Annotated in this window: 16 protein-coding genes and 1 other annotated feature; of the genes, 2 read left to right on the top strand and 14 right to left on the bottom strand. The window is 30.7% G+C overall.

The window, feature by feature from the left end; translation table 11 throughout:
- Positions 1 to 118: 118 nt before the first annotated feature.
- The 4 genes from CLMAG_RS21410 to CLMAG_RS21395 form a co-directional block, all read right to left on the bottom strand.
- Complete coding sequence (locus tag CLMAG_RS21410; RefSeq protein ID WP_066627285.1) at positions 119 to 727, bottom strand: DedA family protein; 609 nt, start codon at positions 725 to 727, stop codon at positions 119 to 121.
- A gap of 116 nt (positions 728 to 843) precedes the next feature.
- Positions 844 to 1,842, bottom strand: a complete 999-nt coding sequence (locus CLMAG_RS21405) for a LacI family DNA-binding transcriptional regulator (protein WP_066627281.1) — start codon at positions 1,840 to 1,842, stop codon at positions 844 to 846.
- Positions 1,843 to 2,092: 250 nt separating this feature from the next.
- Positions 2,093 to 5,203, bottom strand: a complete 3,111-nt coding sequence (gene ileS / locus CLMAG_RS21400) for an isoleucine--tRNA ligase (RefSeq protein ID WP_066627278.1) — start codon at positions 5,201 to 5,203, stop codon at positions 2,093 to 2,095.
- A gap of 106 nt (positions 5,204 to 5,309) precedes the next feature.
- Positions 5,310 to 5,537: a binding site (T-box leader), on the bottom strand.
- Between the two features lie 118 nt (positions 5,538 to 5,655).
- On the bottom strand, positions 5,656 to 7,446 hold the full coding sequence (locus tag CLMAG_RS21395; RefSeq protein WP_242873107.1) for an N-acetylmuramoyl-L-alanine amidase: 1,791 nt from the start codon (positions 7,444 to 7,446) through the stop codon (positions 5,656 to 5,658).
- A 153-nt stretch (positions 7,447 to 7,599) separates the two neighbouring features.
- Here CLMAG_RS21395 and CLMAG_RS21390 point away from each other — a divergent pair, with 153 nt between their 5' ends.
- Positions 7,600 to 8,232 (top strand): MBL fold metallo-hydrolase, encoded by a 633-nt coding sequence (locus CLMAG_RS21390; protein WP_066627275.1) that lies wholly within the window; start codon positions 7,600 to 7,602, stop codon positions 8,230 to 8,232.
- 284 nt (positions 8,233 to 8,516) lie between these two features.
- Here the strand turns inward: CLMAG_RS21390 and nrdG are convergent, their stop codons facing one another.
- Positions 8,517 to 9,026 (bottom strand): anaerobic ribonucleoside-triphosphate reductase activating protein, encoded by a 510-nt coding sequence (gene nrdG, locus CLMAG_RS21385; RefSeq protein WP_066627270.1) that lies wholly within the window; start codon positions 9,024 to 9,026, stop codon positions 8,517 to 8,519.
- Positions 9,027 to 9,094: 68 nt separating this feature from the next.
- Positions 9,095 to 11,206: an anaerobic ribonucleoside-triphosphate reductase gene (gene nrdD, locus CLMAG_RS21380; RefSeq protein WP_066627268.1), complete on the bottom strand. Its 2,112-nt coding sequence runs from the start codon at positions 11,204 to 11,206 to the stop codon at positions 9,095 to 9,097.
- A gap of 268 nt (positions 11,207 to 11,474) precedes the next feature.
- Here nrdD and CLMAG_RS33065 point away from each other — a divergent pair, with 268 nt between their 5' ends.
- Positions 11,475 to 11,651: a hypothetical protein gene (locus tag CLMAG_RS33065; RefSeq protein ID WP_169809811.1), complete on the top strand. Its 177-nt coding sequence runs from the start codon at positions 11,475 to 11,477 to the stop codon at positions 11,649 to 11,651.
- 91 nt (positions 11,652 to 11,742) lie between these two features.
- On the opposite strand, the gene CLMAG_RS21375 is transcribed toward CLMAG_RS33065, so the two are convergent.
- The 8 genes from CLMAG_RS21375 to CLMAG_RS21340 all read right to left on the bottom strand — a co-directional run bounded on the left by CLMAG_RS21375 (position 11,743) and on the right by CLMAG_RS21340 (position 18,830).
- Positions 11,743 to 11,931, bottom strand: a complete 189-nt coding sequence (locus tag CLMAG_RS21375) for a ferredoxin (RefSeq protein ID WP_066627265.1) — start codon at positions 11,929 to 11,931, stop codon at positions 11,743 to 11,745.
- Positions 11,932 to 12,043: 112 nt separating this feature from the next.
- Entirely contained in the window at positions 12,044 to 12,877 is an 834-nt protein-coding gene (locus CLMAG_RS21370) for a YhfM domain-containing protein (RefSeq protein ID WP_082832036.1), read from the bottom strand.
- 232 nt (positions 12,878 to 13,109) lie between these two features.
- The gene (locus tag CLMAG_RS21365) at positions 13,110 to 13,697 is read right to left on the bottom strand and encodes a hypothetical protein (RefSeq protein ID WP_066627257.1); all 588 of its coding nucleotides are present in this window, start codon (positions 13,695 to 13,697) and stop codon (positions 13,110 to 13,112) included.
- 136 nt (positions 13,698 to 13,833) lie between these two features.
- A complete protein-coding gene (locus tag CLMAG_RS21360; protein WP_066627254.1) occupies positions 13,834 to 15,084 on the bottom strand; it encodes a DUF7922 domain-containing protein in 1,251 nt (416 codons plus the stop codon).
- A gap of 89 nt (positions 15,085 to 15,173) precedes the next feature.
- Positions 15,174 to 16,010 carry a 16S rRNA (adenine(1518)-N(6)/adenine(1519)-N(6))-dimethyltransferase RsmA gene (rsmA, locus tag CLMAG_RS21355; protein ID WP_066627251.1) on the bottom strand — a complete coding sequence of 279 codons (837 nt, stop codon included), beginning with the start codon at positions 16,008 to 16,010 and terminating at the stop codon, positions 15,174 to 15,176.
- Between the two features lie 2 nt (positions 16,011 to 16,012).
- Entirely contained in the window at positions 16,013 to 16,555 is a 543-nt protein-coding gene (rnmV, locus tag CLMAG_RS21350) for a ribonuclease M5 (RefSeq protein ID WP_066627244.1), read from the bottom strand.
- 136 nt (positions 16,556 to 16,691) lie between these two features.
- Complete coding sequence (locus tag CLMAG_RS21345) at positions 16,692 to 17,735, bottom strand: 3D domain-containing protein (RefSeq protein WP_066627242.1); 1,044 nt, start codon at positions 17,733 to 17,735, stop codon at positions 16,692 to 16,694.
- A gap of 294 nt (positions 17,736 to 18,029) precedes the next feature.
- Positions 18,030 to 18,830, bottom strand: coding sequence for a TatD family hydrolase (locus CLMAG_RS21340; RefSeq protein ID WP_242873106.1), 801 nt, complete (start codon positions 18,828 to 18,830; stop codon positions 18,030 to 18,032).
- Between the last annotated feature and the right edge of the window lie 489 nt (positions 18,831 to 19,319).

Here is a 19,319-nt window from a genome sequence, read left to right as displayed (position 1 = left end):
ACGAATCCAGGGACGTACCCGCTATTTCCTCCCGCTTTGATAAGTGGGAGGATTAGAGCGGGTATTCATCGGATAAAATAAAACCTCAATGAATTAAAAATTCATTGAGGTTTTTATATTAAGCATTAACATTTTCATTTTTTTTTCTCACAAACTTATATATTATAAATCCAACTACAAATACAACAAATAGTATATCTGCTACATGGAACCAAGGACGCATTGCTGTCCAATTTTCTCCCATTTTATACCCAGCATATCCTAACAATACACTCCATATTAAAGATCCTAAGAATGTGTATATAGTGAATTTTTTAAAATCCATCTTACTTATACCTGCTGGTAATGATATAAATGTTCTTATTATTGGTAACAACCTTGAATAGAAAACTATTTTTTCTCCATATTTATTAAAATACTCATCACTTTTCTCTAAATGTGACTTAGAGAGTCTAAGTTTATCCGCATATTTTTCAACTAACGGTCTTCCTCCAACCTTACCTAAATAATATGCTCCTATTGATCCTACAGTTCCACCTAATGTACCCATCATTATCATCCAAAATAAATTTAATCTTCCAGTGTAGGCTAAGTAACCTCCAAAGGGAAGTATAGCCTCGCTAGGAATAGGAATACATGCACTTTCAAGAGCCATCCCCATAAAGGTTCCAAAATAACCTAGTTTATCTAAGACAAAAATTACTCCATCTATTAAATGTTCTATCATTTTACTTTCCTCTCTCTAATACATATCAATAGGTATATTATATACTACCTTACCAGAGTTTTGTGTTAAATTTATATTAAAAAGATGCACATAAAAGATGCACACCTTTTTAATAATTATTTTTTACAAGAATCTCTCTCTATAAGTTCATGGTCAAGTATGTAATTTTTACTTTCTACTTCTTGCTTATTAATAATTTTTATAAGCATTCTCATACCTACTGATCCCATATCATACATTGGCTGAGCAATAGTGGTAATCTTTGGATAGAAAATAGAAGCTGAATATATATTATCAAATCCTATAATATCTATATCTTCAGGCACTCTGAATCCATTGTCTCTTAATGCATTTATTGCTCCCATAGCTATTTCATCACTGGCACAAAATACTGCATCAATTTTTCCATGTTTCAAAATTTCAACAATACCTTCATATCCATCCTGTGCCTTAAGTCCTCCAAAATAAGTAATGTTCTCATTTAATTTCAATCCATTTTCCTCAAGGGTATGCTTATAGCCCTTATATCTTAAGGCGCTAGCATTCACTTCATCTTCATGTGTTCCTACATATGCTATGTTCTTATTTCCCCTTTTAATTAGATAGTTAACTGCGTCAAAAGCTGCTTTTTCATTGTCTATAGTTACGCTTGGAATATTGCCTTCTCTATTTGTTGTCTCTACTAAAACCATAGGAAGTTGAAGTTTATCTATAAGATCTACTATATTAGGTTCTAGGGAAGTACTCATATAAAGAACTCCATCAACCATTTTTTCCTTCAACACTCTCAAATATTCCATTTCCTTTTCTGGATCTAAATCAGTATTGCATAGCATTATATTATAATCATATATGTTTGCTACATCTTCAGCTCCCCTTACAATCTCAGGGTAAAATTGACTTGATATATCTGGTATTATTATACCTATAGTCTTTGTTCTTTGTGTTTTTAAACTTCTTGCAACTATATTAGGTCTGTAACCTAATTTATTTATAGCCTCTACAACCTTTTTTTTAGTTTCCTCATTAACAACGTCTACGTCATTTAAAACTCTTGAAACAGTTGCAATTGATACTCCTGCTTCTTTTGCTACATCCTTGATTGATGCTGGCATATTATCAACTCCCGATCATGTTCTTTTAAATTATTATACTTATAAAAGTATATTATTACAAGTAAGTATGTTTATTCACCTATTAAAATTATAACATAAAACTTATAATTTAATATTTTAATAGCATTCTTACTTAATTAGTATATGCTTATTTTACATTATATACTTAACTTGCAGATATAATCAACTAATTATATGAATTAAAAATGTGTATAGGATGTTAAATATTATCCTATACACATTTTTTTCATTATTTGACTACTTCTACTGCTATATTAAAATCTTCTCCATTAATTTTTGAACTGTTATATTCTCTCTCAGCATTATATATAATATCTACAGTAAGAGTTTCTTTCTTTACTATATCTTCAAACTTTTTAATTACACTTTCAAGCATTTCGTTTCCTGAAACATAAAGTTTGATCTTATCAGCAACTTGGAAACCACTTTCTTTTCTCATATTCTGAACTTTACTTAGTATTTCTCTAAGGTGTCCCTCTTCTCTCAATTCTTCAGTAATATGAGTATCTAAAACTACACCAACTGATCCTTCCCCAGCAAATGCAAAACCTTCTAATCCCTGCATTGTCACTAGTAAACTTTCACTTGTTAGTGCTATATCTTCCTCATTTATTGTTATATAAACAATTTCTCCAGCCATTATTCTTTGAGCTAAATCCATTTGATTCATTGCTGAGATTTCTTTTCTTATAACTGGTATTAACTTACCATAGGTTTTTCCTATTACAGGTAAATTGGGTTTTATATCAAAGTTAACATATTTTGAGAGGTCTGCTCCAAACTGAACCTCTTTTATGTTAAGCTCTTCCCTTATTATATCACCATAATATTCAGGAAGTGACTTAGTACTTACAAGCATTTCTGAAAGCGGCTGTCTATTTTTTATATTAGCTGAATTTCTTGCACTTCTTCCTAGTTTTACTATTCTGTAAGCATCATCCATATGCTCTTCTAGTTCTTCGTTAACTAAAGCTTCATTGTATTGTGGCCATTTGCATAAATGGATACTTTCTGGCGCTGATGAATCAAGTCCTACAACTAAATTTTGATAAATCTCCTCTGTCATAAATGGTACAAATGGAGCTGATATTAGGCATAGAGTATTTAATACTCTGTATAAAGTTACATATGCACCTATCTTATCATCTGTTAACTGCTCACTCCAGAATCTAGCTCTATTTCTTCTTACATACCAGTTAGATAATTCATCTACAAATTCTGCAATATTCTTAGAAGCTTCTGTTATCTTATAGCTATCTAGATAATTTTCTGTTTCCTTTACTAATGAGTTTAATCTAGACATAATCCACTTATCCATAACATGTTCGCTTTGGAATTCTTTATACTCTAATGGATTAAAATTATCTATATCTGCATATAATATGTAGAATGAATATACATTCCATAACGTTCCTAAGAACTTTCTTTGAGTTTCTCCAACATCATCAACTGAGAATCTTGTTGGTAACCAAGGTGCACTTGCAGTATAGAAATGCCATCTCGTTGCATCTGCTCCTTCACTTGCTAAAACTTCAAATGGATCAACAACATTTCCTTTTGATTTTGACATCTTTAATCCATGTTTATCTAAAACGTGTCCTAATACAATACAGTTTTCAAATGGGTTTGTATCAAATATAGCTGTTGATATAGCAAGTAATGTATAGAACCAACCTCTTGTTTGGTCAACTGCTTCTGATATAAACTGACCAGGGAAGTTGTTTTCAAATAAATCCTTATTTTCAAATGGATAGTGATGTTGAGCAAAAGGCATTGATCCTGAGTCAAACCAGCAGTCTATAACTTCTGCAGTTCTAGTCATTTCTTTTCCGCAATGTGGACATGCTAATTTAACATTATCTATAAACGGCTTATGAAGTTCTACATTTTCAACATTACCAATAGATTTTTGTTTTAATTCTTCTTTGCTACCTATACATTCTCTGTGACCACATTCACATTCCCAAATCGGAAGCGGTGTACCCCAATATCTATCTCTTGAAATACCCCAATCAATAACATTTTCAAGGAATTTGCCGAATCTTCCTGTTCTTATATTATCTGGATACCAATTAATTTTATTATTATTTTCAAGAAGCTTATCTCTTAATGATGTCATTCTTACAAACCAGCTATCCTTTGGATAGTATAGAAGAGGTGTATTACATCTCCAACAATGTGGGTATGAGTGAGTAACCTTCTCTGACTTGTAAAGCATGTTGTGCTCTTTCATATACTCTAAAATTTTAGGATCAGCTTTTTTAACAAACATTCCAGCCCATGGCTCTACTGAATCGACAAATTTACCTTCTGCATCAACAAGATTTACTAATGGTATGTTATGTTTTTTACATACTAGGTTATCATCTTCACCATAAGCTGGTGCAGTGTGAACTATTCCTGTACCATCTGATAAAGTTACAAAATCACCATGAATCACAAAGAAAGCTTTTTCTTTTGGAGTTTCGAACTTGAATAATTGCTCGTATTCCATTCCTAGCAATTCTTCGCCTTTAAATTCTTTTACAATTTCGTAATCCCCTTCTATAACCTTTGAGGCTAAATCTTTCGCAACAATGTAAATTTCTCCATTATTTAAAACTTCAGCATAAGTATAAGCCTTATTTATAGTTAAAGCCATGTTTGAAGGTAATGTCCAAGGTGTTGTCGTCCACGCTAGTATGTACTTATTTTCTTCACCTTTAACCTTAAATTTAACAAATGCTGTAGCTTCTTTAACATCCTTATATCCTTGAGCAACCTCGTGTGATGATAAAGCAGTTCCACATCTTGAGCAGTAAGGAATTACCTTATGTCCTTTGTAAAGTAAGTCTTTATCCCACATTTGTTTTAATGCCCACCATACTGACTCAATATAGTTATCATGGTATGTTACATATGGTTTTTCCATATCAACCCAATACCCTATCTGCTTTGTCATTTCCTCCCACATACTTACATAAGTAAATACACTCTCTTTACATTCTTTAACGAATTTTTCAACACCATGTTCTTCTATTTGTGGTTTTCCTGAAATACCAAGTTTCTTTTCTATTTCTAACTCAACTGGTAAACCATGAGTATCCCATCCAGCTTTTCTTAAAACATTATATCCCTTCATAACCTTATATCTAGGGATTATATCTTTCATAACTCTTGTAAGAATATGCCCTACGTGTGGTTTTCCATTTGCTGTTGGAGGTCCATCATAAAATGTAAAATACTCTTTGCCCTCATTTAAATCAAAGCTCTTTTTAATTACATCTCTTTCATTCCATAGGTTCATTACGTCTTTTTCCATCTGAACAAAACTTCTAGAATTATCAATTTTTTTATACATAACTTAGCCCCTTTCTCTATAATGCAAAGTTTTAACTATTTTTGTAATTTTATACTTACATACAACTATTTACGTGTAACTATTTTAAAGTAAAAAAACTTCATCCTAATAGGACGAAGTTAAATTCGCTATACCACCTACGGGTAAAATTACTTTAAGCACAAGCATACTCCATTCTTTAACGCAGAACCACGTAGAAACTTACTAAATAAATAATATATTCAGTCTCTCAACTCCCAGGTGATTTTCCTTAAACCTTTCCTGTGGACTTCCACCTATCTCCACTCTCTGTAAGTAACACGGTTTATGTACTTTTCCTGTTCAAAGTTTTTAATTATAATCATCTTACATTTTCATGCAATTGCCTTTTATTATAGTATAATGCTTTTTTTTTGTCAATTTATTTAATAAACTTTTTAGCAAAAATTTGGTTTTTTAATAACTAAATGGAACTACTTACCAAGGGTTTGTAATATTCCATTAGCTATAGCTTGTGCATATTTTTGTTGATATGAAGTATCCCTTAATTTTTCTGCATCACCAGTATTTGTTAAAAATCCTAATTCAGTTAAAACTGTTGGTGAATTTGCATGATTTACAAGATAAAGCCAATTACCATCTTTTAATCCTCTGTCATAAGTCCCTACTTCTTTTATAATACTATTTTGTATGGCTGTAGCCAGCCTCTTGCTTTCTTCATTCTCAGTATCATATAAAGTCTCTGTACCTAATGCAGATGAACTATCGAAGGAATTAGCATGAATAGATACAAAATATTTAGCATTAGCATTATTTGATATGTCACAACGTCTTTGAAGGCTATCTACAACACTCATTGATGTAGAACGCATATCTTCTGTTCTTGTATACACTACCTTTATATCATGTTCCTCAAGTATTCTACCTACCTCTAATCCTACTGCTAAAGTGACATCATCCTCTTGAAGTCCATCTATTCCAGCAGCCCCAGTATCACCGCCTACTCCATGTCCAGGATCTATACATATTACATCTCTAGTATCTTTCTCTCCTACTGTTAACAAAAGACTTATAGGCGTACTATAACCAGCCACTGTTCCTTTATAGGAGTAGCTTCCTATTTCAGATGTATTTACAGTATTATACTCCCATATAACATTTACTTTTTTACTACTTCCATCACTCATAGTAGCTGTAACATTTAGAGGCAAACTATAGCTATCTCCTTGAGCTACATTAACAGATAAATTTGATATAGAACTTATGGTTGTTATCTCTTTACTTTTATCAATAAGACTTAAAGACTTAAGTATTCCATTAGCTATATCAGCAGCACTGTTATTTTGGAATTGCTCACTATCAATAGTGGTACTTTCCTGCTCATTAGTTAAAAAGCCCAATTGAACCATTATAGGACTAGCGATAGTCCCCCTTAATATTTCATGTTGTGAAAGACCTACTTTTATTCCTCTGTCTGATAATCCAGTATTACTAACCAACTCAGATTGAACTGATTGTGCTAATGCTTTACTTATTTCATCAGAACCCGAATAATATGTTTCTATACCATTGGCAGTAGGTTTTTCTGGATATGCATTGCAGTGTATACTTATAAAAAAGTCTGATTTAGCATTATTCGCTATATCAAAACGGGACTGTAAATCATTATTTTTATCCCACGATACAGTATCACTTTTTCTTGTATAAACTACATTTACTCCATTGTCTTGTAGTATTTTCCCTAATTTTAATGCTACAGATAAGTTTATATCCTTTTCTTTCACAGCATTTTGTCCAATATTTCCTGTATCACTGCCGCCATGACCTGCATCAATAGTTACTGTATAAGCCTTATTGAAATCATTAGCCTTATTACTTTTTACTGTAAACTGCATTTTCGTAGTTTTTACTAAGCTATTTTTACTTGTTGATTTTATGCCATCTTTTACAAACAAGTTATAGGTTTTTCCATAGCCATACTCACTTTTAGGTGATACAACAACAGACTTTCCGTCTGATCCAAGTACGACTCCTACTGGAACCTGCTGTCCACTTTCATCAGTTACTACAAATCTAGACTCATCTATTGTACTACCATCTAATTCCTTATTAAATTTTATAATCCAAGACTTATTATTATCAACATCTAATTTTATTCCTTTATCATCATAGGCATCAGCTTGTACAATATTAAATCTGCCAGATAAAACAACTGTCAACAAAAAACATAGAACAAAATAGATACATCTCATTTTATTACCCAAATAACCACCTCCAACCTTACATTTTATTTACTTAATAAATATATTATAATATAAAAAAACAAAATTTTACACTGATGTATAAATATATTTCAATTTAATATTATATATTAAGGTTATAATATAATTGAATAACGAAATGAAAGAGGTGTTTTTATGCAAATAACTTGGCTTGGTCATTCCTCTTTTCTTATAGAAGATTCAAAAGGCCGAAAAGTTTTAACTGATCCTTTTGATGAGACTGTAGGATATAATACATTTAAAGGAGAAGTAGATGTAGTTACAATAAGCCACCATCATTTTGACCATAATTATGTTGAAAATATAAAATATAAAGAATCTATCGACAAAGTTGGTTTCTTTTATCTTTGTGACATCCCGATAGCAGGTATACCATCCTATCATGATAAGATGCTAGGAGCAAAACGAGGAGAGAATACAATTTTCGTCATTGATATAGATGGCTATAAAATATGTCATTTAGGTGACTTAGGTCATAGTTTATCAAGTGAAGATATAAAGCAAATTGGAAACACAGACATATTGTTTATACCTATAGGCGGAAACTATACAATAGACGGAAAAGAAGCTGCAGAAATCGCTAAATCTATAAATAGTCATATAGTTATACCTATGCATTATAAAACTCCAACACTGTCTTTTGAATTAGAGGGCTTAGATGACTTTCTAACTTATATGAAAAACGGTGAAAGAGTTAACGGAAATAAGTTATCTATTGACGGATCTTTAGAAGGCTTTAATAAAGTTACAATATTAAATTATAAATAATATATATCAGGAATGAAGAATATTTTTATCGATGAGTATAAATATTCCTTTCATTCCTGATTTTTTATTATCATTATATTAGAGCCAATGTAAACTTGCTTATATATGAAAAAAGACAAACAAAAACAAAGTAATTTAATTAAGTTAATACAAAGCAATATAGATGAAGATAATAAGCTAGAAAAGTTTAAAATTTAATAATATAGAGAAAATGGTAACATACATGGAGAGTACCCCGTCCACCCATGTACGTTACCATTTTCCACCTGGAACTACTATGCCTTTTAATATTCAATGATTACTATCCTGTCATTTTTCAAACTTTCTTTGACATCAATAATTCTTTGATTACTGGAGCCTTTATATCTTAGTGATATATCCCGCTTATTTTCTTCAAACCTACCATCTATAAGTACATCAATATTATCTAACAATTCACTCCATCCAATTCTTTTATCCTCATTTTCCAATATATACTCATAAGTATACCCTGTATAACACCAAATATTTAATCCTAACTCCTTAAACTTCTTAGCCATATATGCAAATTTATCTGCTTGTTCTAAACAATCTCCCCCTGAAAATGTAATACCCCGTATCATTGGATTACTTTTCACATCATCGATTATTTTATCCATATCCATCATTTGTCCGCCCTGCATATCATGTGTATCAGGATTAAAGCAACCCTTACAGTTATGAATACATCCTTGTGCAAAAATTACTCGTCGAAGTCCTGGTCCATTTACTAAACTCTCAAAGGCTATACCTGACAATCTAACCTGCTTATTCATAAGTAACCTCCTGATAGTAGTTTTCACTTAATAATTTAAAAGACAGAGAACTGAGCTCTGTCTTTTAATTATACAATTTCATAAACATGTTTGTTATTACCATGAGCTATTCTGTCCGCTCTCTCTGCGAATTTACCTGCTCCAAATCTTTCGTCTAATGAAAGATATCCTGTTACTCTAGATACTCCTTGTATATCAGTGCTACCACACTTCGTACAGTTTTGTTCTCCATGAAGGTAGGTGCCACATTTTCTACAATATCTTATATGAAAATTAATACCTATATAACTTATATTAGTATTATTGTAAGCATAGTTTAATATATCCATAATAGTTTCCGCTGAAGGATAATCATCTATCTCTATATAGCTTATATGACCTGCATTACACATCTTGTGATATGGTGCCTCTATATCAATTTTATCCTTTATTGATATAGGGTATCCTACAGGTATATGATATGAATTTGTATAATAATCCTTGTCTGTCACTCCTGATATTTCTCCAAATATTTTTTTATCCTGAGAAATAAACTTTCCACTTAGACCTTCTGCTGGTGTTGCATAACAACTCCAATTCAAATGAGTTTCTTCAGTTACTCTATCAGTATACTCTCTTATGTGAGAAATTATTCTCTCTCCTAATTTTCTAGCTTCTTCATCTTCCCCGTGATGTTTACCATGTAAAGCTATTAAAGTTTCAGCAAGGCCAATAAATCCAATTGACCATGTGCCTTGTTTTAATATTGGTTCTATAGAATCATCTGGCAATAAATTTTCTGAACCCTTCATAAGTCCTTGTCCCGCAACAAAAGGTAAATCCTTAACTCTCAATCTCTTAAGAACATCATATCTATGCATTAATGAGTCTTTGGCTAATTGAAGTTTACTATCTAAAAGTTTAAAGAATTTATTTATATCCTTTTTAGCTACAAGTCCTAATCTAGGTAAATTTATAGTAACTGGAGCTATATTTCCTCTGCCTTTTGTACCAGGATCTCCATTTATATTTGAACAAACATAAGTTCTACACCCCATAGTAGCAGGTATTACCCCTTGATCATAATAGAATTTATTAAAATCTGCATCTATGTTCATAAATGTTGGATTCATTCTTTTAGCTGCAACCCTACAAGCTAATTGAAATAAATAATAATAAGGATCTCCCTGCTCTGCATTTACGCCTTTTTTTACTCTAAATATTATGTTAGGGAATATCGGTTGCTCCTCATTACCTAACCCTTTTTCATATTCAAGCAAGAAAACTTCACATATTAGCGCTGCATCCTTTGAATCCGGTATACCAATATTTATTGATGAAAATGGAACCTGACTTCCTGCTCTACTATGCATCGTATTTAAGTTATACACTATTCCTTGCATAGACTGCTCTATACATCTTCTAAGCCTTTTTTCTGCAACCCTATTTATTTTTTCTGGTTCTAATTCCAGCTCTTTTAACTCATTAACTATCTCTTGTCTTGTAGGCTCTATAAATACTCCCATATCATTATCAAAGTCTGGGTGAGACTGTCCACCAAACATGTCATTTTGAGTTGACTGCAAGAGTATACAAGAAAGCTCAGCAGCCGATTCTATTCTTTTAGGGGGTCTTATGGTTCCATAACCTGTATTAAATCCTCTTGTTAAGATCTCTTTTGTAGGTATATGTAAACAATTTGTAGTCAAATTGTAACTATCTAAGTCATGATAATATACATCTCCATTTTCATGGGCCTTTGCTAAATACTTAGGCATAACTGATAAATTGTGCCATTTATTAGATTCACTAGCTATTCTAAGTAACTTAGAACTAAAGTTATTTCCAACATTGGCGTTATCTCTATCTGTTTCAATTCCTATTTTTTCAATAGCCTTCATTAGATCTGATTTTATTTCTCTTATCTTATTTCTTTCTTTTCTATAATTAAAGTAGGCATTACCTATCTCCCTATAACTATTTTCTAGAAGAGTTTCTTCAACTATATTTTGGATTTCCTCTACATTTAACTCCTTTACATCAATATCTTCTATTTGTCTTATAACCTTTTGAGTTAAATCTATAAACTCACTTTCCTTCAATTCATAACCGATTTCCTCTGATGCACCCTTTATAGCATTCGTTATTTTAATAGAATCAAATTCTACTTTTCTACCATCTCTCTTTACAACATGTAGCATATTGTATACCTCCAGACCACCATATATTGTGTAAGCACTTTGATATTATACTATGCAAAAATTTTTTAAGCAATTTTTAAATTAATCTTAAGGATATATTAACGGTGATTAGTTTTATTTACCTCTTAATTCTTTTGTTTTTTATTACTGTATAGTATTTGATATTTATAATTTCAACCCATTAGTATATTTATCCACATATACCCTTAATATATTTTATTGAATAATTAGCAGATAATAAAACACAATATTACTGAGGTGATATGAAATGCTTGCAAAAATAGTAGATATAAATTTTACAGATGCTTTTGTAAGTTTATTAGACGGAACTATAATTGATATTGGAATCCCCCACATACCTCCTGGAGCTAAAATAGGAGATACCATAAATGTAGAACTTGGATCAACTAGAATGATAAACCATAGACTTGTTGATTTCTTCTAGCAAAACTTTAATATACTTAATGTGCTTTTAAAGATAATAAAATCTTTAAAAGCAAAAAACTAAGAAAGCTAGTTTAGCTTTCTTAGTTTTTTTATTCTACTGAAATAGCATTTACGGGGCAACTATCTGCAGCTTCTTTTGCTGAGTCTACTAGTTCTCCTGAAACCTCATCTACTACTTCTTCTGCCTTTCCATCATCATTCATTTGGAATACCTCTGGACAAATTGAAGGGCATAAGCCACATCCTATACATGTTTCTTGATCAACTACTGCTTTCATTCTTAATCCTCCTGTAATCTTTCATTTTTTAATAAATATTTATATGTTTATTGTTATCAAAAAAAAATTATTTATTACAAAATGAAAAAGATTAATAAATGAATTTAATTTGCTAAAAAGCATCTGGTTTTTCTTCTGAGACTTTTATATTCCATCTTCCATTCTCATACTTATCAAAAATATAGTATCTTTTTTCACTTCTTTCATTCTTATCCCAAAACACTACAATTGCTTTGTATAAAGTAGATTTATATCCTTGAGTTTTAATAGTTACCCATATGTCGTAATTTTCCTTATCTTTATCTGCAAGAGATACATTCTTAAATTCACTTTTTAAATTTCCCTTAAAATCTTCTAAATCTGTAGACAATATAAATTTACCTGATTCAACATCATCCTTTAGACTTACACCAACAGCTTTATTTTTATCCTTATCCTTTAAGTATTGATTTAAAGCTTCAATCATAGAACCGTAATAAACTTCTTGAAAGTCTTTTGGTTTTCTTATCGTCCAAAAACTTTTTATTATATCATTATCTATTCTTTTAGATACAACGTATATTTTATCGTTACTATATAAATTACCTGAATCCTTTTTTTCTAAGCCTGCTATATAATTGAACTTATGAACTTTATTGTTTCCTTCATCCATCTCAAAAACATAGTCTGGTTCCAATGATGATTTCTCATTTGATGTTTTTGCAGTAGATAAAATATCATATAATTCTCTAATAGCATTTTGATCCGTAACTATAAATCTAAAACCCTGATCCCTCGTACTCTGTATTACTATTTTTTGTATTTTACCCTGTTTTATATATTCAAAATCAGTATTTTTAAGACCAGCTTTTACTTTTAATTCATCAATCTTGTTGCATCCTGATGAAAAAAAACAAAATACTAATAATATAGCTAAAAACAAGTGCCTTTTACTCTTTATTTTCAATTAGTATTCCCTCCTGTATTCCTTATATGCCCATAATGATTATTAATCATTATGTCTCCTGTATTCCTTATATGTCCATAATGATTATTAATCATTATGTCTCTTGTATTCCTTAAATTCAGTAATATTATAGCACATTTAAAATAAAAAAAGACCCCCTTGTAAGATATATACAAGAAGGAAAAATAAGTTACTTAATTATATGTTCTGTGTACAGTTAGACTGATCTAGATTATTCTTTATAATTTAATGTTTGAACTATAGTTTTAAAAACCGTTGGCATGTTTTCTTTAAAATTACTTGCCTTCATGAAAAATGAAAACCTAAAAAATTTATTACTATCTTTTATAAAATATTCATACCCTTTATAATCTATATCAGAAGAAGTAATCATTGTATAAGATACCAAGTACCCATCTCTATCATTTATTTTAATTGGACTTATATTATATTGCTTATATAAATTTTGTTCACTTGATATTTTTTTACTTTCTTCTAGGAAGTTTTTCAAATCTTTATTTAAACTCCACACCTCTACAAATCCATAAATTTTAGAGTCATTTGTTTTAAAATCATTGTGATAGAGTATCTCTTGTCCAGAAAACTTTTGCTCTTTTGTAATCCATTCTGCTGGAAGCTTATAGCTTAGTTTGTTATCCAATGCTTTATACTGTACTAATGAGTTTATGTTATTCTGCATAAGAGCAGTAAATTTAAGCCCCGCATCAAAATACTTTTCAAAACCTAACAAAATTAACATAAGTCCAATTATAATTGTAGTAACACCCAGTCTTTTTCTATTTATTATTATAAGTTTCATAAAATTGCTGCCTTATATGGTAAATATAAGTTTAGCTTTCACCCCCTACACATAAAATACCTAGTTATTAGATTATATGAAAATAGCACCAAAAATATTAAATATTTTTGGTACTTCTTCTACTATACTCATTAAACTATTTTTTTTCAGGTATTATAATAGTAGCAGTTTTAAAATCATAGAACATAAGCCAATATCCAGAGTTTGTCTCATCATCCCTTGGTATCCATGTTACAAAACCTGATTTACCACCATAAGGTTGTTCAACTGCATCTTTTTTTCCTGGTATTCCGTACACTAAATACTTGACCTCTCCATCTTTATCGCATTTGTACCCTATTAAGTAGTGACTATACTTCTTAATATATGGATAGTAACTTATCATAGGGTAATAAATTGTTGTATATTTATTGTAATCTGATACATCATACATATTGTGTATAGTTTTCACATTAACTTTATACCACTTACATCTCTTTATATCTTTACATAGATCATCAATCTCCTCAAATCCGTTTGCTAGGGACTTAAAGAATTTTGCCTTTGATCCTCTTGGATAGTCAAGCAAGTCATTTTTATCATTTCTTGTTTGTTTAACATAATCCTTATCAGGTTGGGAAAAATCATCTGATATTTCTTCAGTTTCAACTGGTTTTTCCTGTCTATCTTCAATTACTATTGTTTCTTCAATTTTATCCTGTTCTAAAGATTCTACTGATTCTATATCTTCATTTCTTAAAGATTCTGTCTCTTCTTCAATCTGATCTTTCTCTAAGTTATCTACTTCTTCTCTCACATCTTCTATAAGCTCTTGGTCTTTTTCATCATCTACATCTTCGTTTCTTTCCGTTTCCTTTGTTAATTCTATACTTTCCTCATACTTATCAAATATACTTTTTTCTTCTACTGAGCTTTTTTCTTCTACCTTTGGTTCCCCTTCATCACTATTCCTGTTTTTATTTTCAACTAGAACAAAATTTTTCCATTCTGGTATTTCAGTAGTGGCAAATCCACTCATAACAGATATTATTCTACCTTCTATTAATTTTACTATAGCTGCTCCTGAAACCTTATCCATAGATATATTACTACCTGCAACGTTATCTACAGGATATTCATAACATATATCTGCTCTGCCATAATCATCTATGTTCATCTCACTAATCTTGATTATCTTTTTTACGTCTTTCTTATTACATACTAGCACCATGTAATAAGGGGTCATCTCTTTTTTTAAGTTTTGCACATAATAAGATATTTTACACTTATCATTCTTTAACTCTAATTTAGCATAGCCTGACGCTGTTTTGTCAGATGATAAAGAATATCCCTTTTCATCTTCCTGTAATATTATAAAATACCTACTATAACTCTTTTTTTGTGCCAACTTCATATACCTCCATATATTATATTCATTATAATATATGAAGAAACATTCAAAAAGTGAACAAATAGTACTAAAGTAGTAAAAAAAGATTATAATAACTCATGCACACAATCTGCAAGCTTTCCAAATTCCTCTATAGATAAAGTCTCCCCTCTTCTTTTAGGGTCAATAGAAGCCTTCATAAAAGCTACCTCCATATTTTCCTTTGACAAATTTAAACTTTTAAGTGCGTTCCATAACGTCTTTCTTCTCATATTAAACGAGTTTCTTATAATCTTAAAAAATAGGTTTTCATCCTTAACTTTTACCTTAGGTTCAGAAAGCTTATCTAGTCTAATAACTATAGATTCTACCTTAGGTCTAGGTAAGAATGCAGTAGCACTTACTTTTCTTACGACTTGAACATCACAATAATATTGAACAAGAAGAGAAATAGATCCATATTCCTTGCAATTAGGAGCTGATGAAATTCTTTCCCCAACTTCTTTTTGTATCATTATAGTTAAAGATTTAAAATTATATTTTTCAGTTAAAAGCTTTGCAATTATAGGAGTGGTTACGTAATATGGAAGATTAGCAACAACCTTGACACTTTTTTCTTCCCCTATAATCTCATTAAAGTCAACCTTTAACGCATCTTTATGTATAAGTTCAAAGTTATTAAATTCTTTAAGCTCTTCAGTTAAAATAGGTAATAAATCAGAATCTAATTCAATAGCATATACCTTTTTAGCCTTCTTCAATAACTCTCTAGTTAAAGTTCCAACACCAGGACCAATTTCGATAACCACATCATTTTCTCCAACATCAGCACTCTCCACTATGTCTTGTAAAACAGAATTATCAATCAAAAAATTTTGTCCTAGACTCTTAGTAAACTTAAAACCATACTTTTCAACTATATCTTTAGTAGATAAATTCTCCATAATTATTTCTCCTTACTAATCTTATTTATTGCATTAACAAATTCCTCACGACTTATACCATAATTATTAAGTCTGGTTAAAAACTGAGACGAGTTGCAATACCCTATACCTAGTTCTTTTCCGAGCAGATCTCTTCTTTCTTTTGATTTAGTATTTCCTGTGAGACCAAAAAAAATCATATCATTAATATTAAAATCATCTCTTTTTTCTTTCACTTCACATTTGGCAGCCTCTAATGCTCTTATTATGATCTCTGGCTCCGCGTTCTCTACGCCAATATCTCCATCTTTAGTACCATCCTTTTGGGATATGTACGCATGTTTAATTCCCTCTACTCTTTTAGAAATTATTCTTCTTATTTTCTCTCCAGCAAAATCTGGATCTGTTAGCACAATTACTCCTTGTCTTTTTTGCGCTTCTTTTATTCTGTCTATAACTCTTTTATTTATACCAAAGCCCCCAACAGCTATAACCTCTGCATCCACAGCTCTTTTTACCGCAGTAATGTCATCTCTTCCTTCAACTACAATAACTTCTTTGATCATACTATTCCTCCGTATTAAATTAATATAACCTCATAATATCACAAACTTCATAGTTATGTGAAATTAAACTATATTATAAAATAATTAATTCTCTTATATGTTGTTTTTTAAACAGAAAAAATAGGAGCACCTGCTCCTATTTTACCACATATACATTAACCCATCTTACTCCCCAGTTGTCCACTTCTGAACTAGAATTAAAAAATAAATCTATCTTATTTCCTTTTATAGCACCACCAGTATCTTCTGCAACCCCATATCCATATCCTTCGATATAAAGCTTTGTCCCTAGTGGTATCACCCTTGGATCAACTGCTACTGAACTATAGCTATCCCTATTCCTTTTTGCTACAGCTCCAGTTGCAGTAATTCCAAATCCTGAATCTCCAGGACTCTTACCTGTGCTATCATAATCTGCTGTATAAGCTGTGGCTCTCATTCTTAATGAATCTGAATAAATTATTTTACCTCCACGGGATGGAGTATACACTTTTAATGCACCCATTGCCACAATTTTTTCCACAGGCTGCTTCTTAATTATCTCACTAATAACTTTTTTTGAAACTTCTTTTCCATTTTCATATATAATTCTAGTTACAGTTTCCTTTTCTCCAGGTTGTCCTTCTTGTACAACCTTCTTATTGCCTTCTTCCATTTCTTCATCATTTTTTATAGTTGTTGTATAATCTATTGGTTTAACTTCTTTTACATCCTTAGTTTGCACTCTTGTTACTACTACCTTCAAGCCATCTTTAAGAGCCATATCCTTTGATGGACTTACCTTATCAAACTCTTGAAGCCCTAGTCCTTCTGCTTGCAACATTTTTTCAACATTATCTTCTGAAGATTGAATACTTATCTGTTTTCCATCTACATCTACTGCAATTTTTACTGCTCTCTTTATTAATATTTTTCCTTGATTCTCAATTATACTGTCCAGACTAGGTGTGGTTTTGTCCTTTGGTCCCACAATTACTCCATTATTTTCTAGAGCTGTTCTGCAGCTACTACTAAAAGTAGTAATTGTCTTTTCAGAGCCATCCACAGAAACTATTATAGTTTTTCTCATATTAAAAATCACTGTTGTCAAAATAACTACCATTATTAATACTGTAGCTATAGCTGTTCTAGGACCATTGGAAAAGTATTTTTTTAAGTACTTTTTTAAATTCTCCACCATAACAATACCTCCTCCGGCAAAAGCGACATTTCCCATTATAAATGGAATTACTATGTTATGTCAAATATCACTAATGCTTATTAGACTGTTCAAATGCATTTTATGCATAAAACTAAAAAATAAAAAATTATGATAGCAGTTTAATATAAAACAGTCTATTGCTATTTTAGGTGGGGTTTAGTTCAATTTTTATAAGTATATTCCTTGGAAGGAATTTTAATTACACATGCCGGAATAATAGTTTGAAAATTAGAAATTTTCACATCATATTGAAAGTATCTCTTTTATTTTACACTATTTTGTTATATTAAGCAACCTTTCCATATTGCAAATAGTTAGGCGGCTTACTTCTTCGGGCTCTATGTCTTTAATCTCTGATATTTTATTTATAATGTATTCTACATATTCTGACCTATTTCTTTTTCCTCTAAAAGGTGTAGGCGCCATATAAGGACAATCTGTCTCCACTAATATCTTATCTAATGGAACCTCCCTTACTACTTCAATTACCTTTTTAGCATTTTTAAAAGTTACAACACCAGTAAACCCTATATAATATCCTAGTTTTAAACACTCTCTAGCAAATTCTACACTTCCTGAGAAGCAATGTATTTCGCCTATAACCCCCTTAAATTGTTTTATTATATTCAAAGTATCCTCATGTGCATCTCTATCATGTATAATTACAGGTAATTTAAGCTCTTTAGCAAGTTCCATCTGCCTCATAAATACTTTTTTTTGTATTTCTCTTGGTGGATTTTCGTCATAATAATAATCTAGCCCTATTTCTCCTATTGCCTTCACCTTTCCATTCTCGGCTAAACTTTTTAATTGATCTAATGTTTGTTCGTCAAACTTATCTGCATATTCTGGATGTATACCTACTGCTGCATAAAATATATCATGTTTGTTAGCAAGATTGACTGAATCTATACATCCTCTTAAAGAAGCTCCACAGTTTAAAACTCCAATAATATTATTTCTTTTAAGTTCTTCTATTATAGAATCCCTATCCTCATTAAATTGCTCATCATCATAATGTGCATGTGCATCAAATATAGCTAACCCTTTTCTTAATATTTCACTTTTTTTCACTTGATATCTCTCCATTCAAAGCCGTTAAGCTTGAGAATATCTATTGTTCTTTTAGTTAAATTATTTAAAATCTATAATAAAGCTTGTAATTACTAGCGCATTTCCATTTTATTACATTTTCGAATATAGTCAAATGATATTTTGTAAAATTTTCCTTATTTTTTAACTAAAAGCTAAGTTTTTCTCTATTATATAAACTTTTTCGGCTATAGTTATTTATATACAATAAATCTTTTAAAATTAGTATCAGTATATAATCAATTATTATTTGTAAGTACCCTCTATATTACTACCATAGAGGGTACTTTTAAATCCAAACTATCTTTTAAAAAATAACAAGTTAGTATAATATCTATCTTTCATTTGTTATTTCTTTTCATATGGATGAAGTGAAAACTTGAATCAGATGGAATTTCAAACTCCACCTGATTCTTAGTTGAACGAATCCAGGGACGTAGCCGCTCTTTACTCCCACTTTGAAGAAGATGG

Origin of the sequence: Clostridium magnum DSM 2767, assembly GCF_001623875.1 — a bacterium.
Lineage (GTDB): Bacteria > Bacillota > Clostridia > Clostridiales > Clostridiaceae > Clostridium_AM > Clostridium_AM magnum.
This window is presented reverse-complemented; position numbering and strand designations above follow the sequence as displayed.